The organism is Nostoc sp., assembly GCF_036917815.1.
GTDB lineage: Bacteria > Cyanobacteriota > Cyanobacteriia > Cyanobacteriales > Nostocaceae > Nostoc.
The window spans coordinates 22,877-43,619 of record NZ_JBALEK010000049.1 but is presented as its reverse complement, the minus strand read 5'-3'; the positions used below and the strand labels follow the sequence as shown (position 1 = coordinate 43,619).

Sequence of the window (20,743 nt, the reverse complement as noted above, 5' to 3'; positions counted from 1 at the left end):
GTAACGCTGTAGGAGTTGGAATCTCTACGCTAGCTGGCGCAAGCCTGTTAGAGCAAATTCTGACGGAGATTACAGAATCCCCGTGCGTTCACGCCCGGGAGTGTCAAGAGTTGAAAGAAAACTAAATTAACTCCTAACTGCTAAATCCTAACTCCTAACTTTTTGATGTTGACCAGTTTACAAAATTCCCTAGTCAAGCAAATTCGCAAACTCCACTCTACCAAGGAGCGGCACAAGCAACAGTTATTTTTACTCGAAGGGACGCACCTGTTAGAAGAAGCTTGTGCGGTTAACTACCCACTAGAAACAGTTTGTTGTACCCCAGAATGGCAAGCAGCCCACCTTTCGCTATGGGATGAGGCTTGTAGCCGATGCGATCGCGCCGAAATTGTCAGTAGAGAAGTCTTGGATGCGATCGCTACTACAGTCCAACCCGATGGTGTGGTGGCAACGGCAAAACGAAGCGAACGCCAAACTCAACTACCATTAACTGGTTTAGTGCTAGCTTTAGAAACAGTACAAGATCCCGGCAACCTGGGTACAATGATCCGCACCGCCGCCGCCGCCGGAGCATCGGGTTTGTGGGTAAGTGGAGATAGTGTAGATTTAGATAGCCCCAAAGTCCTCCGGGCTTCCGCAGGGCAATGGTTTCGCCTAGCAACAGCCGTAACCGAAGATTTAAAAGCGACAGTCCAACAAAGTCAAGAGGCAGGAATGCAGGTTGTGGCAACCTTACCCAGTGCGACTTTGACTTATTGGGAAGTGGACTGGCGAAAACCCAGTCTGATTTTATTGGGAAATGAAGGTGGAGGGTTGTCGGCAGATTTAGCAGCGATCGCCGATCAGCAAGTCAGAATTCCTTTGAGTCCTGGGGTAGAATCGCTGAATGTGGCGATCGCAGCCGCTTTAATGTTGTACGAAGCTCGACGGCAAATGATTTGTCAGTAATGAATTTTAACCCTATTCGGTTTTTGTTATTTCTTCGAGATATTGTTCAATATCAGCAACTGCGTCCTCAAGAGCCGCTAAATCAATATCTATCAAGTCTTGATCGAGTTCGACTTCCGTGAAATTACTAGTATGCAGTTGGGGGATATCTTCTTCTTCAGTCGAACTCTCTTCTAAGATATCCTCCAACTGTTCGAGGGATTTTTGAAACACCTGATCAGCGACGTGGCGCTGTTGTGGCTGATTTTGCTCCATAATATTGACTTAAAAATCCTAATTTTCTGAGTTAATTTTGATTCTAGTTCCTACAGATTTAAATTTGGCACTCATAACATCATAGTTGTGTGCTGTATCAACTTTAGCAGTGGTTATCAAGAATATCGATAACTGTCTGCAATTGCCAGAGCATCGATTCATCTGACTATTTCACGGTATCTGGAAAACCTCTGTTCTATTTCTCTCTCCTAGCAGGAGAGAGACTTTGAATTTTCCCCCAACGCTCCGAGCGTTGGGGGAGTCAAACTCCCCTCTCCGTTTCGGAGAGGGGTTGGGGGAGAGGTTATTTCAGGATTACTGAATTGGTGTTCTAGGACTGGAGATTTATCGCTACCGCTACGAGATACACTAAATCAAGTTTTGCTATGTTTAGGTAATTTTGATAAAACAGGTCTAATACTTAATTTGATAGACTATCCTAAATTTGAAATTATAAAAATTGGTAGCTCAGGGCTGATAACTAAACTATGAGTGAAGCCTTATTCTGTATCGAAAATCTGCGAGTTGCCTATCCTCATCGGAGTGGAGAAGAAGCAAGCTGGGCGGTTGATGATGTCTCTTTCACCTTGCAACCAGGCGAAAGAATGGGATTGGTGGGAGAGTCGGGTTGTGGTAAGTCAACTATCGGACGGGCAGTAATGCGTTTACTACCAGCCTCTAGTCGTGTTGAGGGACGGGTGATATTTCAAGGACAGTCGGTGTTTGAATTGACACCTAAGCAGTTGCGGAAATTTCGGGGTGAGGCGATCGCCTTAGTTTTTCAAGATCCCATGACACGCCTCGATCCCCTAATGACAATTGGTAAGCATTGTATCGAAACCCTCCAGGCGCACTCACCACAATTATCCACGCGAGAAGCCAAAGAAAAAGCACTTGCTACCTTGGCAAAGGTGAATATTCCCGCTAGTCGCTGGAATCAGTATCCTCATGAGTTTAGCGGGGGAATGCGCCAACGGGTAGCGATCGCCTTAGCTTTACTCCTCAATCCTAAGTTGATTGTTGCCGATGAACCCACCACCAGTTTAGATGTCACCGTTTCCGCGCAGATATTGCAAGAATTAACTCGGCTGTGCGGTGAAGAAAATATGGGATTGTTGTTGATTTCTCACGATTTAGCAATGGTGGCCGAGTACTGCGATCGCATTGGGGTGATGTACAACGGTAAGATGGTCGAAATGGGTTCTACAGAAACCGTATTTAAACACCCTCAACATGAATACACGCGATCGCTTTTAAAAGCAGCTTTACACATTCAAGCAGTAAATGATAGTGGAGAATTGATAATTGCCAATGACGCAGAAAAGCAATTACCGATTATTAATGATAAATCTCCAATTTTGAGTGTCACAGAACTCAAGCAATACTACACCATAGAACCTAACTTGATCGAACGACTGTTTAAGACACAAACACAGACAATTAAAGCAGTCGATGGGATCAACCTGGATCTGTATCCAGGAGAAATTCTCGGCTTAGTTGGGGAATCAGGTTGTGGAAAAAGTACACTATCACGAACAATTTTGCAACTAATTCGTCCCACTAGTGGCAAAGTTGAGTTTTTAGGACAAGATTTAACTAAACTGTCGCGTCAAGAAATTCGTTCTTCACGGCGACAAATCCAAATGGTTTTTCAAGACCCCCATGCTTGTCTCAATCCAGCGATGACAGTGGGACAAAGTATCGCCGATCCTTTATTGATCCACAATCTGGCCAATGCTGCCAAGGCAAAAGAGCAGGTTTTATGGATGCTAGAGAAAGTTGGGTTAACACCGCCAGAAGTGTATTATGAGCGTTATCCATCCGATTTATCTGGGGGACAACAGCAACGAGTAGCGATCGCTCGTGCTTTGATTACTCACCCTAAACTCTTAATCTGCGACGAACCAGTGAGTATGTTAGATGCTAGTGTGCAGTCGCAAGTGCTGGATTTGATGTTGCAATTAAAGGAAGAATTTGAGTTAACTTATCTATTCATCACTCATGACCTTTGGTTAGCAAGATTTTTGTGCGATCGTATTGCCGTGATGAATGGCGGTAAAATTGTCGAACTTGGTCTGACAAAAAAGATTTTTGCCAATCCTCAGCACCCTTACACCAAAACCTTACTAGCTGCTGCTCCCTTACTAGCACGCGCATAAAATCAGCAGTTATGAGTTTAAAATTCCTAACTCTTCACTTCTAACTCACATAACAATTACGATAGAAACCGTAGAATTGCTACTCTTAACACTGTATTATTTTTGAATATTTTCTGAAGATTTTTTTCGAGACGGTAGCAATGACTATTCGCCATGCGACTGAAACTGACTTACCTGCAATTGTGGCAATTTACAATGCCGCAGTTCCCAGCCGCATGGCAACGGCTGACTTAGAACCAGTATCCGTGGAAAGTCGCCTTGCTTGGTTTAAGGCGCGATCGCCTTCACAACGTCCACTTTGGGTAATCGAAGTAGAGGGAGTAATTGCTGGATGGCTTAGTTTCCAATCCTTTTATGGGCGACCCGCCTATATTATGACTGCGGAAATTAGTATTTACATAGCCCCTAACTTTCATCGATGTGGTTTGGGACAGCAACTCTTAGCACAAGCAATTACCGAAAGTCCTAGCTTGGGTTTAAAGACCCTAGTATGCTTCATTTTTGCCCACAATCAGCCCAGTTTAAAACTCTTTGAAACATTTGGTTTTCAACGCTGGGGACATTTGCCTAAAATTGCCGAACTTGACAGCGTTGAACGAGACTTAGTGATCATGGGACTGCGAATTAGTAAAACTCTTGTTTAAGGCGATCGCTATTTTCTTAGACTTGTAAATTAAATTCGCTCACAATTGGTCTGGATTAATTCCTCGTTCTTCTAGTAAAGCACGGAGAGCTTCTAACTGCGCCTCAGCTTGCTCTGCTCGTTGTCTTTCTTGCTGTCGTTGTTGGTCTAGTTCCAAAAAGGTCAAAAAGCGATCGCCATCAGGACGATAAATTTGCAGTTCTTCCTCAGTCAACTCGAAACGCACCCCCAATCGAGGGCTGACCCAACCAACCATTTGGTCAATCACTTCTAATCTTGAGTTTCGACGCTGCCAGCCTGTCAAGTCAACCACATCAGGTTCATACAGATAATATTCTTCTACACCGTAGCGCTCATAAAACTCTAATTTTTTCGCCATTTTAGAGATCCGGTTTCCAGGCGACCAAATTTCAAATACCACCTGCGGGGGAATGTGATCTTCAAGCCACTGTTGATAAGAACCTCGGTATCCTTTTGGTCTACCAAATACTACCATCACATCAGGAGCTTGGCGGAGCTTGTTATCATCTTCCACTGAATACCACAACAAGTCCCCAGCGACAAACACATTTGGATCATTGGCAAACAGCAGTTCTAAATTATTTTTAATCCAAACAATTAATTCAAACTGCTTAGTATTGTCTGCCATTGGCTGTCCATCGCTGTCAGGGTAAATAATGCCTTTTTGGGTGGAAGATGGTAACTGTGTAACCATTGCAATCATTCTCAGGTAATTCTTAGAGGATGGGTTAGCGATCGCTTTTTTCTCGCTCTTCTTATTTCACATCGTAGTCTAACCAAAATCCACTATTTGATCGGTGTAGTCATTTGGCTATAATTTATTACTACAAATCAAAAAATGTGCGATCGCACAACCTTTGTCTGCTAGGGCTAATTTTTATAGTTGTTTCCTAATCTTCTCTCTTGACACTGAATAGCTATAGCTTTATCGGATACCATTTCTCTAGCCCAATGTTCGCAGTTGTAACCCACATTCCGCACTTTATCTTGTAGTAAGTATACTGGTATTAAAGATTGCTATATATTTTCAATTTTGAAATTTTCTGCAAGGCGATCGCTCACTATTAGTGCCATTATACGAAGAGTAACTTAAAAGCAAAGATTATATAAAAGCAACTTATAGCGGTTCTCGAATAGAAGCAATACACTTTGACCTCACTTCCATTCCTCTCTCCTTTTAGGAGAGAGGCTTTGAATCTTACTCCCCAACGCTAGTAGGGAAGGGGTTGGGGGTTAGGTCTGTATTAGATTCAACCGAGAAGCGCTATATCTTTCGTAATTATTTAGGATGGACAAGCATGATAGATGGTAAAGCTATTTCTATTTCCTTATTTACAGGTGCTTTTGGTTTAGATTTGGGTATGGAAGAAGCAGGATTTCAGACAGTAAGTGTAGTAGAAAAAGACCGTGATGCTGCCAAAACAATTGCTCTTAATAGACCATTCCTTCAAGAAAGTGCTGTTTCTAGAGAAATAGAAAAAGTCAGTTCCCAAGAATTACTTGAGGAAGGGGGAAGGGTTTTAGATTTAGGTAGAGCCTTACGCCCTGGTGAAGTAGACTTAGTAACAGGTGGTCCACCTTGTCAGCCATTTAGTACCGCAGGTAAAAGAGGTTCAGTTATGGACCCTCGTGGTAGTTTATTTATGGACTTTACCCGTATTGTTAAAGAAGTCCAACCCCGATTTTTCTTGATGGAAAATGTGAGAGGTTTACTTTCTGCACCTCTTCGTCACAGGCCAATTAACCAACGTGGAAGAGATTACCCCCCTTTAGAATCTGATGAAATAGCAGGTGCTGCATTGAGGGTGGTATTAGCAGAAATGGAAGAACTAGGCTATAACGTCGTTTATAACCTTTTAGAAGCAGCAGATTACGGCGTTCCACAAAATAGAGAACGTGTAGTATTTATTGGTTCTAGAGATGGTGAAGCTGCTACATTTCCTTTGCCTAAATATTGTAAAGATGGTAATAAATTACCTAAATGGCGGACTTTACGAGATGCGATAACGGGTTTAGTTGATCCAGAACCGGAGTTTATGACTTATTCAGAAAGTCGTCTGAAATTTTTAAGATTATTGCAAGCGGGGCAAAACTGGAGACATTTACCAGAAGAATTAAAAAAAGAGGCTATGGGAGGCGCTTATAATTCTGGAGGTGGAAAAGTCGGTTTTTATAGAAGATTATCTTGGGATAAACCTTCGCCAACAATCACAACCAGTCCGCACCAAAAAGCTACAGATATGTGTCATCCTGTAGAATTACGTTCTTTAAGCGTGCGCGAGTCTGCAACAATTCAAACTTTCCCTGATGATTGGATTTTTTATGGTTCAGTAAGTTCTAAATACAAACAAATTGGTAATGCAGTACCGGTAATACTTGCAAAGGAAATTGGTAGTTATCTTTTTAATTTTATTCAAGGAAATCAACCGAAAGGCAAAGAGATAGCTGAACAACTATCGCTTTTTTCTGTATAGAATTTGGAACTGTATATTTTGTATTTAGCTTGTAGCCAATTCAGCAAAATCATTGTCAATTCTCTGCAACATATTTCTTACATGGTTTTCAACAAGGTCATAATCTATATGAATGTTATTCCAAAATTCCTTGCCAGCTATCCGAGGAATTTTATTGTCCTTAAATGTCCAATCACCTAAATTAAAAGCTGCTATAAATAAAGGGTTTTGATGAATACTTAATTCCTTTTTTGATCTAGGCGCTTGAGAACCAGTTAATGTACCTTTTAGAGTTTTTAATTGTGCAAATTTAACCGTTTCTTCGGAGAAAATGATAATATCAATACCAGTATAGCTGTTCCCATTCAGATGAGGTACAACATTATATCGCAAGGTGTAGGGGCACGGCACTGCCGTGCCCCTACGGGTGTACCTTACTAGCTTGGGAAATGCTATAATCTTAACTCCAAATTCAAATTCAGGTATAATTACATAAGGACTAATATCAGCTATTTCTTCCCAGAGTACTCCCATTTTTGTGCTAAGGCTTCTTTTAAAAAGTAAAAAGATAATCCCCATAAATAAATTTAGGGGATTTAATAATGATGTATTATTTCTCTCTACGAGACGCAATCATGCGAACGCGCTACGCCACGACGCTCGATGACTCGCTTGCCGCCGGCGCTATCGTTATAAATGTTTTTATTTGATTCCATAAATAAATTTAGTTGCTCTCAAACCATTTCTTTCTTTCTTTCTTTCTTTTGCCTTTTTACTTTTTACTTTTGCCTTGTTCCGCTAACGCACTCACTCTTCCATAAAGGCGATCGCTTTGTTTCAGTGGAGCAGTATCCAAACCGACAATTTTGTTACGTTAGTTTTATATTTACATGCATTGAATCTCTGTCGCCAACTTAATTAGGCAGACTGCTCTAAAATCCACGCAGCCTGAAAAAAATCGCGCTCACAAAACATAGCATAACGATAGGTTGAATGGACAACAGCATTAGTAGTGGCATAATTGTCAACTAAACTTTCTAATTGTTGTGCTAATGGTTGAAAATCTGCGCTGCTATAAGTACGAATCCAGTCTGTGTATTGATGATTAGGAATACCGTTAACAGCCAACTTTTCTCCCAAAAAGGCATACAAACGCATACAGGGAGACATCGCCGCAGCAGTTAAACCCACATCTGGACCCCAAGCAGTTGCTAACAAAAAGTCAGTATAGCGGCGGGTGGCAGATGCAGGTTCTACAGAATGCAAATTGACTCCCCACTGAGTAGCATAGCCACTATGCAGCCGCAGTTCTTCTAAAACTCCACTAGCTAAGTTATGAAATTTGGTGAAACCTAACCAATCTGGTGCTTTAGCTGCGGCGATGCTGTACGCACGGGCAAAAGCTTCTAAGAAAAAAGCATCTTGCCCCACGTAGTAAGCAAATTTAGCTTGCTCAAGAGTACCATCGCCAATGCCTTGAACGAAAGGATGCTTTAAGCAAGCTTGGGCTAAGTCTTGATTTGCTGCCCATAATTCGTTAGATAAAGTCATTTGTTATTTGTCATCTGTTATTATCTTCCTCAAAAAGGGAAGAACTGAAGCAAGACTGAGCTAAGACTTCCAAACAAGTCAACGAAACTGGGGCTACCAGCACTTACTTTATCATTTACTGGTGTTTGCAGTTCTTTAATAAAAGCTTGGGCTGTTTGCGTTCCAGTTCCGTTGTTTTGGGATGTAAACAATTTTTGAGCAACTTGGGCATCTTGGAATGCACCTTGTCTATCTAGTATTTGGTAACGGGCGACACCACGAGCTAGATAAGCACCCGCATATTCTGGTTTAATAGCGATCGCTTGATTAAAATAACTGATTGCTTGTTGTTCGTTGCCTTTTTGCCCTTCTGCTACACCCCAAGCATAAAATTCTTCTGGTGAAGCAATTTGTAATGGTATCCCAACTGCACCCTGGAAGTTAGCCCCATTCAGGTAAGCGCCAGTCAGTTCTGCATTTGCTAAATAAGTATTTCTCAAATCCGCACCCGTCAAATTTGCCCCACTAAATTTAGCTTCGCTCAGGTTAACACCAAATAAACTCGCGCCACTCAAGTTTGCACCCCGCAAATCCGCGCCGCTCAAGTTTGCACGGCTGAGGTTAGCGCCTGTGAGATTAGCACCGCTCAAATTGGCTCCAGATAAGTCAGCCATCACTAAACCTGCACTACTCAAATCACAGTTTTGGCATTGTTTAGTTGCCAATAACTGTCTAAGATGTTCAGAATTTGCTGCTTGTACGCTTGTTGTCAAACTAATGGTGGTTAAAAATGCGGCTGCGCCTAGAATCTGGTTTTTCATATTCGCGTAATATTTCTTACTCAATACTCAACATGAACTGAGACGGATTTATACCTCAACCTATGATATGAGCAATCTCAACAATTTGTCCTCTGTAGTTGCCTATATTACTTATAAATTGGCGATACCTTTCCTGCGGAACGCTACCCTAAGACATTGGAGAAAAGTAGTCAAGATATCATTTGTATACCTGATTTTAAATAAATATGAGACTATAGAAACATTAAGACAGTTAGAAAAACGTGAGTCAGCAAGACAAACTCTTAGAAAAAATCCTCTCTGGGACTTCTGATACAGACATCCCTTTTGCCCAACTGTGGCAACTTTTATATAGATTAGGCTTTGATGAACGGATTCGTGGCGATCATCGTATTTTTATCAAAGCTGATGTTGAAGAAATATTGAACCTGCAACATAAAAGAGGAAAAGCCAAAAGCTATCAAATTAAACAAGTTCGGGCAGTGATTGTCAAGTATAAACTAGGAAGTAAAAATGATGTTTCGATATGAAATTATTCTCTACTGGAGTGAGTTAGATCAAGCCTTTATTGCTGAAGTACCAGAGTTATCAGGCTGTGCGGCTGACGGTGATACTTATCAAGAAGCCCTGCATAATGTAGAATTAGTTGTACATGAATGGATAGAAACGGCTAAGGATTTAGGCCGTTCAGTTCCTGAACCTAGACCGCGTTTGATGTATATTTGATTGATACACAAGCTAAGTCAACTGATTTTTTAACATCATCAGAAATATTTGACATGCCCTAGATACAGATAAGAAAATCTCGGCCATAGGATTACTATTTGATTTTTGAAAAGATACGTAATGTCGTGGCAATGCTAAATTGATGCAATAGAAAAATTGAGTTATGTTTCTAAAATCTCAAGATTTCCAAGATTTGTAATACACTATTTTAGCCTTGCCATGCCACTATAATACTTAGATTTTTTCATAAATCAAATCGGATTCCTATATGGTGCTTCTCGTTTGTATGCAATACACTCTAACCTCTCTCCTTTTAAAAATTCGTGAAAAATTAGATCCCCGACTTCTCGAAGAAGTTGGGGATCTGGACATGGCGCATTTTCACAACTGATTTAGGATTGCTATAGCGGTTCTCAGTTGAGTGCAATACAGACCTAACCCCCAGCCCCAACCCTTGTAGCGTTGGGGAGTAATATTCAAAGCCTCTCTCCTTTTAGGAGAGAGGTTTGGAGAGAGGTCAAACTGTATTGCATCCAAGCGAGAACCGCTATATAGAGGAAGTCTAATTAAAAAGCTTAGTTACTAGCAACCTTACAAATAACCATAATATGTGATTTGTATTTGTCAGTAGTATAGTGAAGAAGTTGTAGTCCAGAACGTTCTATTTCTTGCAAAAGTTTAGGCATTTCATACTTGTGATGTCGCCAAATAGTAATCTCTTCACCTTCAGAGATTTCAATCTTTTTATCTATCCCCATTCGACTAAAATTTATAGTGTAATCATGAAGCAGTTTAATATTAGCCACTACACTATCGGTTGTTAAATCATACTTTCTCACAAGTTCACAATCTTCAGATTTAATCCCAATCTTATTTTTAACCCACCCATATATTTCTTCTACATGATACTTGCAGCCACCTCTAACTTTTCCATCCCATTGAGAGTTAGAACCAGTTTCATTAGTGAATACTAGAAAATCATTTTTCCCCATACTATCTCTAAAATTTTTGAGTACCTGATCTCGATTTTGATGATTCCCAATGGTAACTCCTAAGTGTAAAAATATTTTTGGTGTGTCGTCAATTTCAAGATTAGCTTGATTTTGGAATAAAATTTTGGGTATACAACTATTTTCTATGTCAATTGTGGAACTGATAAAATCGACTTGAGGAAACCATTTTCTAAAATTATTTCTGGATACATGAAGCAATTCTTCACTAATATCTAAGGCAACATATTTATTAATTTTATCCAACTTATTTAGTCTTTGAATAAATTTTTTAACTGGGTACGAATTTCCTGCACCAACGTCTACAATATTAACTTTTTCGCTACTTTTAATGTTGTCATCAAGGTATTTAAAATTATTTTTTAAAAGCTCAATTTCTACATTTGATATTCGATACCATGTAGGAATAATATATTTTAGATAAAAATCGTCCCAGATTTTTGCACCCCTCCCTTTATAAGAATACTTTAGAGGGATTTCTCGTTTGACTTCTAATGCATCAATTATCCCTAAAACTTCTTCCTCAGAAAAAAGAGAGTAGAACTCAGAACTTGGCTTTGCTGTGTGATTGATAGCAGTTGGGATATCCGAGGAAAGTTGGGAATTGCTATGAAAATTTTGAGCCATTATTCTTGTTCTTTGGTTTTCTGAGGTCTGGAAACGGATTAGCCGCAATTCTTGCCAAAAAGTTATTCTCCCATACCACTGTCCCAAAACTCGGAATTTCCACCACAACTAGGAGAGTTGCTCTATATTTCATATTCTCCACTCTCAAATAACCAATTGTTTTTTTACAATCAAAGTACGAGATAATTTTCAAAAGATACAGGGGTGAATACCATTGGTTCAGCTACCAGAACTCCAGGAAACTTCGTCGATACGGTCAACCCAGCGCGTGCTTAGAAGTTTAAGCACTTACCGATGGACTTCCCTCGGAGCATTGGTCAGCCTGTTGTTGTTGACGATCGCAAACGCTGTCACCCCACAACTATTTCGGTGGGGAATTGATCAGGGTATCAGCCAAAAAAACCTCCAAGTTGTGCTATACAGCGCCGCCTGGATGGTACTCGCCGCCATCGCTCGTGGTGTATTTAACTTTGGACAAAGCTATCTAGCAGAAGCCGTATCTCAGGGTGTAGCTTATGATCTGCGAAACAAAATTTTTAGCAAGATTCAAAATCTCAGTTTCAGCTATCACGATCAGGCGCAGACTTCCCAACTCCTAACCCGTGTCACCAGCGATATTGAGCAAATCCGTACCTTTGTCGGCACCAGCTTAATTCAGGTCATTGGTGGAGTTGTGACATTGGTAAGTATTTCGGTGCTTTTGCTGGTGATGAACTGGCAATTAGCACTGATTACCCTGACAGTAGTGCCCCTATCTGGATGGTTGATGGCACGATTCATTGGCCGAAATAACAAACTTTTCCGACAAGTACAAGAGCAACTGAGCAACCTCAATGCTGTATTGCAAGAGAACTTGCTAGGAATTCGGGTAGTGAAAGCCTTTGTGCGGGAATCAGCCGAAAGGTCGCGTTACACGACCATGAATGATGCCCTAGTCAAGGCAAACATGAAGACCATTAGCGCCATCCGTGATACCTTCCCGTTGATATTTTTGCTGAGTAATGTGGTCACACTGGCAGTTTTCGGCTACGGGGGAGCGCAGGTGATTGGAAATCGGTTCTCCATTGGTGAACTAGTGGCGTTTAACTCTTACCTAGCCTTGATTATCCAACCGATTTTGTTAATTGGATTTGCAGCACCCGCCATCGCTCAAGCAGCTGCTTCTGCCGAACGAGTCTATGAAGTTGTCGATGCAGAAGTCGAAATTCGCGATCGCCCCGGTGCTGTCCCATTTGAAACCTGCGGTGGTAGAATCACCTTTGAAAATGTTTCCTTTCGCTATCCAGGAGCCACAGATGAAACTCTCAAAGAAGTTTCCTTTGAAACCAAGCCCAACGAGCTAATTGCCGTTTTAGGGATGACTGGTTCGGGAAAAAGCACAATTATGAACCTGATTCCCCGCTTTTACGATGCCACAAAGGGAGCAGTTCGCATTGACGGACGAGATGTAAAAAGTTTCACACTCAAAAGCCTCAGATCCCGTATTGGGATTGTATTTCAGGAAACCACCCTCTTCTCTGGTACAATCCGCGAAAATATTGCCTACGCCAAACCCGATGCCACCTTAGAGCAGGTGATTGAGGTGGCAAAAACTGCACAAATGCACGATTTTATTATCGGTCTACCCGATAGCTACGAGACCATTGTGGGTGAACGGGGCGTAGGCTTGTCTGGTGGACAAAAACAACGAATTGCGATCGCTCGTACCTTACTAACCGATTACAGTATTCTGATTTTAGACGATAGTACCTCAGCTGTGGATGCCAAAACTGCTGCCCAGATTCAGGCCGAACTCGATGACTTAATGCACCAAAGAGCTTGTACAACTTTTGTAGTGGCTCAACGCATTAGCACCGTCAAGAATGCCGATCGGATTTTTCTCATGGATAAAGGACGATTGGTGGCACAAGGCACTCACGAGGAATTGATGCAAACTAGCCCGCTCTACGGTGCGATTTTGGAATCTCAGGTAAAGCCGAAGGAGAAAAATGATCGACAATTAGCATAATTTTTGATCGCAGCCTTGTAATAAAGACTTTTAATCCCAAATCTAAAATCTAAAATTCAAAATTGGTATGAGAGGCACTATTCCCGTTGTTGCATCTGAACAAACAACTCAGCAACTTTCCACCCTGGGGCGCTTTTTACAATACGTGCTACTCTATCGCAAAGAAATTCCCATCGCCCTGACATTAGTATTCATTGGTGCTATAACCCAGGCAATTGGGCCATTCTTTCTCGGATGGTCAATTGATCACCTGATTAAACAAGGGAATTTACAGGGACTACTACAGTTATTAGCTCTACTTGGACTGAACTATGGGCTTGGTATCTTAGCAATCCGAGGTCAAATTGTTCGAGTCGGCTGGATTATGCAGCGATTGCTGGCTCAACTGAGGCAAGACATTTTTATTAAAATCCAAAGTCTGCCACTCAGCTTTTTCGATCGCAGCGAAGCAGGCGATTTAATGAGCCGCTTGCTAAATGATGTCAATACCGTGAATCAGGCATTTGGATTGACCATCGCCCAAATGCTGGGCAACACTTTCAGTTTGGTTGGCATTGTTATTGCTATGCTCTCAATCAACCTAAAACTCGGTTTGTTGAGCAATCTAGTTGTGCCACTGATGATTTTTACTACAGGCTTATTTGCACGTTGGGCAAGAGCCAGATTTCGCGTCACCCGACAAACCATTGGGGAGCTTTCCGCGAAGTTAGAAGAAGATATTGGCAGCGTTCGAGAAGCACAGGCATTTAATCGTGTACAGATGAATATCGAAGAATTCGACATTCTTAACGCCGCCAATAGAGATGCCAACGTAGAGGCTGTAGCCATTACTTCAGCCTTTTTGCCCTCCATCGATTTTCTCAACACACTAGCAACCGCAGGTGTACTGGCTTATGGTGGCTATCTGGCGGTAACGGGAGCTGCAACAGTGGGTGTGGTGACATCCTTTTTACTTTACGTCCAGCAGTTCTTCCGCCCTATCCAAATTCTCAGCCAGTTTTACACCCAAGCTCAATCTGCTTTCGCCGGATTAGAGCGAATCTTTCTATTACTAGATGAACCGTCAGAACTCAAAGACGCACCTGATGCAACAGAAATGCCGCTCATTCAAGGTGAAGTGACATTCTCCAATGTCAAGTTTGGCTACAACCCAGATCAACTGGTTCTCAAGGGAGTGAATTTGCACGCCGATCCAGGGCAGATGGTTGCCTTAGTCGGGGCGACCGGTTCGGGAAAAAGTACAATTATTAACTTGATTTTGCGCTTCTATGATGTATCTGGCGGTGCAGTGAAAATTGATGATATTGATGTGCGTAGCGTTACTCAAGCAAGTCTGCGGCGGCAAATAGGCATCGTTTTACAAGACAATATTCTGTTCACTGGCACCGTCGCCGAAAATATAGCTTTTGGCGCTCCTTACGCCACTCAAGCTGAGATCGAAGCGGCTGCACAACTAGCAAATGTACATGAGTTCGTTACCTTACTCCCACAGGGTTATACAACTCAATTAGGCGAACGGGGCGCTCCCCTGAGCCAAGGACAGCGACAACTAATTAGTATTGCCCGTGCAGTGTTGATCAACCCCCGAATCCTGATTCTTGATGAAGCCACCAGCAGCATCGATACCCGTACAGAAGCGCTGGTACAAACTGCGATCGCCCGCTTACTGCAAGGTCGTACTAGTTTCGTAATTGCCCACCGCCTCAGTACAGTTACCCAGGCAGATCAGGTATTAGTAATTCAGCAGGGACAAATTGTCGAGCGAGGTACTCACGCTGAACTGATCAATCAGCAGGGTGTCTATGCCAACCTCTATGCCCTGCAACTGGGTGCAGCAGAGACAATGGTTCTTTAAAACAATCAGTGGTGGGTTCAGAGCCAACAATTATATGACTGGTAAACGCTTTCATCACATTGGCTTTGGGCAAGAAGATTTAGGCTCATCGCCTCCTAGCATTGCCCTATTATCTGGCGATCCAGAGCGATCGCACCTAATTGCCCAAACTTATTTACAAGATATACGCTTGTTGTCAGAAAATCGCGGACTCAATAGCTATGTAGGATATTTACCTAATGGTCGCCCCATCTTATCAGCTACTAGTGGTATGGGTGCGCCTTCATTAAGTATTGTGGTGAATGAGTTAGTACAAGTAGGAATCCGGCAAATTATTCGCATTGGAACTTGTGGATCAATTCAACCTGATATACCAGTCGGTAGCGTTGTCATTAGCAGTGCCGCATTGTGTCGCCAAGGTGCAGCAAATGACATTGCACCTGTCGAGTATCCAGCCGCAGCCGATCCTTTTCTGACAGTCGCTTTAGTTAAAGCCGCACGAGAATTAAAAATTGAACATTACATAGGAATCACAGCATCAGTTGATACTTTTTATGAAGGACAAGAACGCACTAATTCAGCGAATCCATATTTAATGCGATCGCTGCATGGCATTACAGAAGAATATCGGCGCTTGAATATCTTGAATTACGAGATGGAATGCGGCACACTATTCAAAATGGCAGGAGTGTATAATTTTGCTGCTGCTGCTATTTGCGGTGTAGTTGCTGGGCGTACTATTGGTGAAAATATCATCTTAGAACAAAGAGATATTGCTGTTAAAAATGCCATCGCAACTGCTGTCAATGCAGCAGCAACCCTTGAATAAGTTAACAAATTTTTCTTATATAACTTCTTAGCATACCAGATTTAATCTGCTCTAAGTAATTTTATCATGTCTTTACCTAATCTTTAATTATCAATCAGTAATTCTAGGTAAGATGTATTGAGCAAGATGCAATTTTATCTGATAAATAAACATAAATAAAGAAAATTATTATGGTGCTTTTTGGTTGAGTTCAATATAGACTGAACCCTCCAACCCTTCCCTTCTACAAAGGGGAGTAAGATTCAATTCCTCTCTCCTAAAAAGAGAGATGAATTGAAGTGAGGTCAAAATTTATTGCATACCAACGATAACTGCTATAGGATTCCTATTTGATTTTTGAACAAAATTAGGTACTGTAGGGTGCGTTAGGATGAAATCCGTAACGCACCATTCGTAAGGATTTAGTGCGTTACGCTGTCGCTAACACACCCTACGTATCTTTTTGAAAATCAAATAGTAGTCCTATATATATAGACAAAAAATATACTCAGAATAGCACGAGATGTTTGAAACTTTGTTGTAGTAGATATATGTTCATAAATATTGTATTAATAAACCTGGATTTTACCACAAAACTTTGTATTCATTATAAGGAGTTTAGTTATTAACCTATATCAGAAAACTTGGAGAGAAATATAATATGAAGAATGCTTGGATGCGTTGGATTGCGACCGTTAACTTAGCTGCAATCGCACTAATGCCGACGCTGATGTTTTTAGCATTCTCTCATTGGGCAACAGCTGACGATCCAGGAATATGTTATATGGTAACTTCCTCTGGTAAAACCATTGGATTGGGAAGGCTTTGTGGCAATATAGTCACACCTTTAGACAACAGAGTTTTTCGAGTCCCAATCAAACGCCGCTTTGGTGGAACTCCTATAATTGATGTCACCTTCAATGACAAAAAAACCTTTGAAATGATTGTAGATACAGGTGCCACTGGAACCATTATCACTCTAAATATGGCGAATACACTTAAACTCCAGACTACAGGTACAATGCAAGCTCAAATTGCCGATGGTAGCGAAGTAGAATTCCCAACCAGTAAGGTAAAATCTATTGCAGTCGGTGGAGTTACAGCCAATAATCTTCAGGTAGCGATCGCTCCCAAAGCAAGCATCGGCTTACTAGGCCACGATTTCTTTGGTAACTATGACATCAAGATTCTGGAGAAAGAGATCGAATTTCATCACCGCTAAGTTGTAATACCACTTAGACAGATGCTTGCAATTTGTAAAGATTTTACTTGCGGCATAGAAGATTTCCGAAAACAGCCGACATGACATTGTAGCTAGCCAAGTAATTTCACATACAAGGACAGACAAGCTATGTCAGTTGAAGGTATTGACGTTTCTGATAACAGCGAGAATATCGATTGGGAAAAAGTGAAAAGTGAGGGTATTGACTTTACTTTTGCTAGAGTGAACTACGGAACCTATAAGCAAGATAAGCAGTTTACTTCTTACTGGCCTGCCATTAAGAAAGCTGGTATTATTCGTGGGGCATATCTCTTCTTTCGTCCTTCTGAGGAGGTTGACCCACAGGTAGAAATGTTTGCTCAAGCCCTAGAAATAGAACCAGGTGATCTCCCCCCAGTGGTAGACATTGAACAAGACTATTACAATCATGGGCAGAACGATCATTGGGATGACTTGAGTTCCACAGAAAAGCTTAACCGGATTTCCAACGTCTTAACTGCGGTAGAAGTTGCTACAGGTTACAAACCGATCATCTACACTGGACCTAGCTTTTGGGACGATAAGATCAAAACCTCACGTTTTGCGGACTATGACCTGTGGATTGCACATTTTGATACAAACACTCCTACTATTCCAGGTGGGTGGAAATTTCAAACTTTCCACCAATACAAAGGCGACCAGACTGGGTTTCCTGGGATAGAGGGTGATGTAGATCGGAATAGATTCAACGGTGCTTTGGATCGTCTCCAAGCTTTAACCGTTCCTACTGTTTCACTTCAGGAAGGTCGCATCGGCCCGAATGTGAAAAAATTGCAGGAGACTTTAAAAAAAGTTGCCCAAGACTCAAGTCACCCAGAATTCGATCCAGGATCGCCAGATGGTATTTTTGGCCCAGCTACTAAAAAGGCTGTTATAGCTTATCAGGAAGCCAACAGTCTTACAGCTAATGGCATTGTTGCCCCTGGAGACAAATTAGCGATCGCTTAAGTTAAGCTTGATTTTCAAAAAAATCTTGATGGCTTGCACAAAGGCGATTAATCATCTATCTAAGTTATACGAACCCAAAAAAAGCATTTTTAACAACTAAATATTACTATTAAGTAACCGTAAATTCAGCTATGATGTCATGTACGCTTGATTACTTATTAAACCCGAAGAACCCCACCCCGCTAAAGCTACGCTTTGTCTCCCCTCCCCGCAAGCTCTTAGGGGTTGGGGGTGGGGTGCAATGACTGTGGGAATCATAACTATTTATACGGACATGATATGAGAGGGTTTGTAGTCGCATTTCTACAAACCCTTCCCCCAAATCAATCTTGACAGATTCCAAGTTGTAAATCCCGAATCTTGATTCTTCTTGTTTACAGCAATTTGAAGCCAAGGTTATTGAGAACTTCACGCAAGCGATCGCGTCCCTTTAAAGCCTCAAGAGTTGCAATTCGCTGGGCTGAGTGTTCTGACCAATCGCCAGGAATATTCATCTTTTGTTCAGTATAAAAGTCTTTGATGATGTCGTTGTAGTGAGCGATCGCTTCTTCTTGTTCTGCCAATTTATAGGTTTCACGATGCAGTATCGCTGACTGGGGCAACCTTGGCTTAATCGCCGCTTGAACTTTAGGATTCCGATAGCCGACACATAGACCAAATACAGGGAACACAGAAGGCGGTAAATTCAGTAGTGCTGCTACCTCTTGGGGACGGTTCCGTAGTGCGCCGATATATACTGTTCCCAAACCAAGGGACTCAGCAGCTACAGTTGCATTTTGCGCCGCTAGTGCGGCATCGACTGTTGCTGTCACAAACATTTCCAAGTATTCTAAAGCATCATGAGATATGCCGCGACTCTCAGCAACGTAACTTAGACGCGCCAAGTCTGCTAACCAAACCAAAAATAAAGGCACTTGGTTAATATGTGCTTGGTTTCCCGCTAGCTTAGATAACTCCTCTTTGCGCTGTTGATCTTCAACAGCTACCACACTCCAGGTTTGCAAATTCGAGGAAGTAGATGCAGATTGGGCGGCTGCAATTAGCAACTCTAGAGTTCCTGGTGGTAAAGGATCAGATAGATAAGACCGGATTGAACGGTGAGATAGTAATGCTGTCAGCGAATCATTCCATTCAATTTCAGGATTGAAGGGAATTTCACCGTAACGCGATCGCAGTAGTTCTGTAGGATTAGTCATAATCAATTTCCAGATTCACATTTCAAAATTTGTCAGATAGTTTATTCCTAACACTAATTCCATTTGTAGGGGCATATATCTCTATGCCCTGACAGCCGATTCATTCTACTAGTTTAAGTTTTTGGTGAAAATGCCGCATATTCTTCTTTTGTCAACACTGCATCCTTCACATTTATCTCTTTGGGAATTAACTTCAATTTATAATATGTATCTGCAACACCTTGTTGTAGATTTATCAGATTGTCGTCAACTGGCACAAGCCCAAAAGTCCGCCTATTAGTTGCTTTTTTCATCGTCTCTAAATCAATTCCTAACACAGGTGCTAGAGTTTTTGCTACTTCTTCTCGATGCTGTTTAGACCATTCTTCTAGATTTTCAATCTCCTCCAGTATTGCCTTGACAGTTTGAGGATTTTCAGTGACAAATTTGCGACTTATCAAATAATATCCTCCCTGTTTATTAATTCCAGTGCCATCAATCAGGACTCTAGCTTGAGTTGCCTGTTGAGCAGCTGCATAGAATGGGTCCCAAATTACCCACGCATCTACACTACCCTTGACAAATGCAGCGCGGGCATCAGCCGGAGCCAAATACTTAGGTTCAATGTCAGTATATTTCAATCCAGCTTTTTCTAAAGCTTGGACTAACAATAAGTGGGCACTAGACCCTTTTTGAAAGGCAATTTTTTTGCCTTTTAGGTCAGTAACTTTTTGAATTGAGGAATTTTGGGGAACAAGAATTGCTGAACTAGCCGGAGTAGCCGCAATCCCAACAACATAAGTTAGTGATGCTCCCGCAGCTTGGGCAAATATTGGCGGTGATTCTCCTACAGGGCCGATGTCAATACTACCTACATTCATCGCTTCTAGTAGTTGGGGCCCCGCTTGAAATTCAGTCCACTGCACAGTGATACCTTCTGGTGCTAAACGCTTTTCTAAAACACCCTTAGTTCTCAGCAAAACGGTCGTTTTTTGATAGCCAAATCTGACTACTGTTGCTTTATTAGAAGCAGAATTGCCAACAGATGTGGCACTGGGATTAGAAGAATTAACAGTCGATGTTGATGAACAGGCAGCAAATAGCAAGCTCAGAGAAAGACCTGTAATAAAAGCTCCCACTATTGGTAAAGGAGAAGAAAAGAATAACTTATAATACTGGTTGCTAAAGGGGATATTCCTGAACTTGACGGGGGATATCCACTTGGCAATGAAACGGCGAAAGATTACGTTAATCATCAAAATGATTACTCTGAACTATATCAATACTATAAACTTATAGGTTTACCGGAGTATATGACAATAAGGTTCAGTTAAGCAACACCTTCGCCAATTTAAGATCGGATTTACGCAAAAGTCGGCGCTCTAGTGAGACAGACGACAGGTGAAAACTGTCCTGTCCTTGTATAATAAGGGTTTTAGGTTTTGTCTAAGAGTATTGCACGCTGTATTTTTGGTTTACTGGTTGTTAAAGAACATTTACTAAAACCATAATCACACTTTAACACTGTATCACTAGT

General features: G+C 41.6%; 20 protein-coding genes. 11 read left to right on the top strand and 9 right to left on the bottom strand.

Going from position 1 to position 20,743, the window contains the following annotated elements:
• Nucleotides 1–165: 165 nt before the first annotated feature.
• Nucleotides 166–948 carry a TrmH family RNA methyltransferase gene (locus V7K97_RS14790; protein WP_334801792.1) on the top strand — a complete coding sequence of 261 codons (783 nt, stop codon included), beginning with the start codon at nt 166–168 and terminating at the stop codon, nt 946–948.
• A 12-nt stretch (nt 949–960) separates the two neighbouring features.
• Here the strand turns inward: V7K97_RS14790 and V7K97_RS14785 are convergent, their stop codons facing one another.
• Complete coding sequence (locus V7K97_RS14785) at nt 961–1,203, bottom strand: hypothetical protein (protein ID WP_334801791.1); 243 nt, start codon at nt 1,201–1,203, stop codon at nt 961–963.
• A 488-nt stretch (nt 1,204–1,691) separates the two neighbouring features.
• Between V7K97_RS14785 and V7K97_RS14780 the strand changes: the two genes are divergently transcribed.
• A complete protein-coding gene (locus V7K97_RS14780) occupies nt 1,692–3,362 on the top strand; it encodes an ABC transporter ATP-binding protein (protein ID WP_334801790.1) in 1,671 nt (556 codons plus the stop codon).
• 140 nt (nt 3,363–3,502) lie between these two features.
• Nucleotides 3,503–4,006, top strand: coding sequence for a GNAT family N-acetyltransferase (locus V7K97_RS14775; RefSeq protein WP_334801789.1), 504 nt, complete (start codon nt 3,503–3,505; stop codon nt 4,004–4,006).
• 39 nt (nt 4,007–4,045) lie between these two features.
• Here the strand turns inward: V7K97_RS14775 and V7K97_RS14770 are convergent, their stop codons facing one another.
• Nucleotides 4,046–4,720, bottom strand: a complete 675-nt coding sequence (locus tag V7K97_RS14770; protein ID WP_334801788.1) for a Uma2 family endonuclease — start codon at nt 4,718–4,720, stop codon at nt 4,046–4,048.
• Between the two features lie 604 nt (nt 4,721–5,324).
• Between V7K97_RS14770 and V7K97_RS14765 the strand changes: the two genes are divergently transcribed.
• Complete coding sequence (locus V7K97_RS14765) at nt 5,325–6,500, top strand: DNA cytosine methyltransferase (RefSeq protein WP_334801787.1); 1,176 nt, start codon at nt 5,325–5,327, stop codon at nt 6,498–6,500.
• Between the two features lie 24 nt (nt 6,501–6,524).
• Here the strand turns inward: V7K97_RS14765 and V7K97_RS14760 are convergent, their stop codons facing one another.
• From V7K97_RS14760 to V7K97_RS14750, 3 genes are all read right to left on the bottom strand, one after another.
• The gene (locus V7K97_RS14760) at nt 6,525–7,058 is read right to left on the bottom strand and encodes a hypothetical protein (protein WP_334801786.1); all 534 of its coding nucleotides are present in this window, start codon (nt 7,056–7,058) and stop codon (nt 6,525–6,527) included.
• A 339-nt stretch (nt 7,059–7,397) separates the two neighbouring features.
• On the bottom strand, nt 7,398–8,030 hold the full coding sequence (locus V7K97_RS14755; RefSeq protein WP_334801785.1) for a TenA family protein: 633 nt from the start codon (nt 8,028–8,030) through the stop codon (nt 7,398–7,400).
• 29 nt (nt 8,031–8,059) lie between these two features.
• The gene (locus V7K97_RS14750) at nt 8,060–8,830 is read right to left on the bottom strand and encodes a pentapeptide repeat-containing protein (protein ID WP_334801784.1); all 771 of its coding nucleotides are present in this window, start codon (nt 8,828–8,830) and stop codon (nt 8,060–8,062) included.
• Nucleotides 8,831–9,072: 242 nt separating this feature from the next.
• On the opposite strand from V7K97_RS14750, the gene V7K97_RS14745 reads away from it, so the two are divergent.
• Both V7K97_RS14745 and V7K97_RS14740 read left to right on the top strand, forming a co-directional pair.
• The gene (locus V7K97_RS14745) at nt 9,073–9,339 is read left to right on the top strand and encodes a type II toxin-antitoxin system HicA family toxin (protein WP_334801783.1); all 267 of its coding nucleotides are present in this window, start codon (nt 9,073–9,075) and stop codon (nt 9,337–9,339) included.
• The gene (locus tag V7K97_RS14740; protein WP_334801782.1) at nt 9,323–9,535 is read left to right on the top strand and encodes a type II toxin-antitoxin system HicB family antitoxin; all 213 of its coding nucleotides are present in this window, start codon (nt 9,323–9,325) and stop codon (nt 9,533–9,535) included. The genes V7K97_RS14745 and V7K97_RS14740 overlap by 17 nt, the downstream gene beginning before the upstream one ends.
• A gap of 575 nt (nt 9,536–10,110) precedes the next feature.
• On the opposite strand, the gene V7K97_RS14735 is transcribed toward V7K97_RS14740, so the two are convergent.
• Together V7K97_RS14735 and V7K97_RS14730 are read right to left on the bottom strand one after the other, a co-directional pair.
• Complete coding sequence (locus tag V7K97_RS14735) at nt 10,111–11,172, bottom strand: L-histidine N(alpha)-methyltransferase (protein ID WP_334801781.1); 1,062 nt, start codon at nt 11,170–11,172, stop codon at nt 10,111–10,113.
• Nucleotides 11,153–11,305 (bottom strand): hypothetical protein, encoded by a 153-nt coding sequence (locus tag V7K97_RS14730; protein ID WP_334801780.1) that lies wholly within the window; start codon nt 11,303–11,305, stop codon nt 11,153–11,155. Before V7K97_RS14730 ends, V7K97_RS14735 begins: the two co-directional genes overlap by 20 nt.
• 81 nt (nt 11,306–11,386) lie before the next feature.
• Here V7K97_RS14730 and V7K97_RS14725 point away from each other — a divergent pair, with 81 nt between their 5' ends.
• The 5 genes from V7K97_RS14725 (at nt 11,387) to V7K97_RS14705 (ending at nt 18,031) form a co-directional block, all read left to right on the top strand.
• Nucleotides 11,387–13,180 (top strand): ABC transporter ATP-binding protein, encoded by a 1,794-nt coding sequence (locus tag V7K97_RS14725; RefSeq protein WP_334801779.1) that lies wholly within the window; start codon nt 11,387–11,389, stop codon nt 13,178–13,180.
• A 67-nt stretch (nt 13,181–13,247) separates the two neighbouring features.
• On the top strand, nt 13,248–15,035 hold the full coding sequence (locus V7K97_RS14720) for an ABC transporter ATP-binding protein (RefSeq protein ID WP_334801778.1): 1,788 nt from the start codon (nt 13,248–13,250) through the stop codon (nt 15,033–15,035).
• Nucleotides 15,036–15,069: 34 nt separating this feature from the next.
• Complete coding sequence (locus V7K97_RS14715) at nt 15,070–15,843, top strand: nucleoside phosphorylase (protein ID WP_334801777.1); 774 nt, start codon at nt 15,070–15,072, stop codon at nt 15,841–15,843.
• 640 nt (nt 15,844–16,483) lie between these two features.
• Entirely contained in the window at nt 16,484–17,044 is a 561-nt protein-coding gene (locus V7K97_RS14710; RefSeq protein WP_334801776.1) for a retropepsin-like aspartic protease family protein, read from the top strand.
• Between the two features lie 129 nt (nt 17,045–17,173).
• On the top strand, nt 17,174–18,031 hold the full coding sequence (locus V7K97_RS14705) for a GH25 family lysozyme (protein ID WP_334801775.1): 858 nt from the start codon (nt 17,174–17,176) through the stop codon (nt 18,029–18,031).
• A 374-nt stretch (nt 18,032–18,405) separates the two neighbouring features.
• Here the strand turns inward: V7K97_RS14705 and V7K97_RS14700 are convergent, their stop codons facing one another.
• A complete protein-coding gene (locus tag V7K97_RS14700) occupies nt 18,406–19,227 on the bottom strand; it encodes an NADPH-dependent oxidoreductase (RefSeq protein ID WP_334801774.1) in 822 nt (273 codons plus the stop codon).
• Between the two features lie 113 nt (nt 19,228–19,340).
• Nucleotides 19,341–20,462, bottom strand: coding sequence for a sulfonate ABC transporter substrate-binding protein (locus V7K97_RS14695; RefSeq protein ID WP_334801773.1), 1,122 nt, complete (start codon nt 20,460–20,462; stop codon nt 19,341–19,343).
• Nucleotides 20,463–20,743: the final 281 nt, after the last annotated feature.

Excerpts from the sequence above, each read along its gene's own strand:
- V7K97_RS14735 (WP_334801781.1), bottom strand. The coding sequence starts at position 11,172 with ATGGCTCAAAATTTTCATAGCAATTCCCAACTTTCCTCGGATATCCCA.
- V7K97_RS14715 (WP_334801777.1), top strand. The coding sequence starts at position 15,070 with ATGACTGGTAAACGCTTTCATCACATTGGCTTTGGGCAAGAAGATTTA.
- V7K97_RS14730 (WP_334801780.1), bottom strand. The coding sequence starts at position 11,305 with ATGAAATATAGAGCAACTCTCCTAGTTGTGGTGGAAATTCCGAGTTTT.
- V7K97_RS14750 (WP_334801784.1), bottom strand. The coding sequence starts at position 8,830 with ATGAAAAACCAGATTCTAGGCGCAGCCGCATTTTTAACCACCATTAGT.
- V7K97_RS14740 (WP_334801782.1), top strand. The coding sequence starts at position 9,323 with ATGATGTTTCGATATGAAATTATTCTCTACTGGAGTGAGTTAGATCAA.
- V7K97_RS14720 (WP_334801778.1), top strand. The coding sequence starts at position 13,248 with ATGAGAGGCACTATTCCCGTTGTTGCATCTGAACAAACAACTCAGCAA.
- V7K97_RS14705 (WP_334801775.1), top strand. The coding sequence starts at position 17,174 with ATGTCAGTTGAAGGTATTGACGTTTCTGATAACAGCGAGAATATCGAT.
- V7K97_RS14700 (WP_334801774.1), bottom strand. The coding sequence starts at position 19,227 with ATGACTAATCCTACAGAACTACTGCGATCGCGTTACGGTGAAATTCCC.
- V7K97_RS14755 (WP_334801785.1), bottom strand. The coding sequence starts at position 8,030 with ATGACTTTATCTAACGAATTATGGGCAGCAAATCAAGACTTAGCCCAA.
- V7K97_RS14710 (WP_334801776.1), top strand. The coding sequence starts at position 16,484 with ATGAAGAATGCTTGGATGCGTTGGATTGCGACCGTTAACTTAGCTGCA.
- V7K97_RS14770 (WP_334801788.1), bottom strand. The coding sequence starts at position 4,720 with ATGGTTACACAGTTACCATCTTCCACCCAAAAAGGCATTATTTACCCT.
- V7K97_RS14780 (WP_334801790.1), top strand. The coding sequence starts at position 1,692 with ATGAGTGAAGCCTTATTCTGTATCGAAAATCTGCGAGTTGCCTATCCT.
- V7K97_RS14695 (WP_334801773.1), bottom strand. The coding sequence starts at position 20,462 with ATGATTAACGTAATCTTTCGCCGTTTCATTGCCAAGTGGATATCCCCC.
- V7K97_RS14775 (WP_334801789.1), top strand. The coding sequence starts at position 3,503 with ATGACTATTCGCCATGCGACTGAAACTGACTTACCTGCAATTGTGGCA.
- V7K97_RS14765 (WP_334801787.1), top strand. The coding sequence starts at position 5,325 with ATGATAGATGGTAAAGCTATTTCTATTTCCTTATTTACAGGTGCTTTT.
- V7K97_RS14790 (WP_334801792.1), top strand. The coding sequence starts at position 166 with ATGTTGACCAGTTTACAAAATTCCCTAGTCAAGCAAATTCGCAAACTC.
- V7K97_RS14785 (WP_334801791.1), bottom strand. The coding sequence starts at position 1,203 with ATGGAGCAAAATCAGCCACAACAGCGCCACGTCGCTGATCAGGTGTTT.
- V7K97_RS14760 (WP_334801786.1), bottom strand. The coding sequence starts at position 7,058 with ATGGGGATTATCTTTTTACTTTTTAAAAGAAGCCTTAGCACAAAAATG.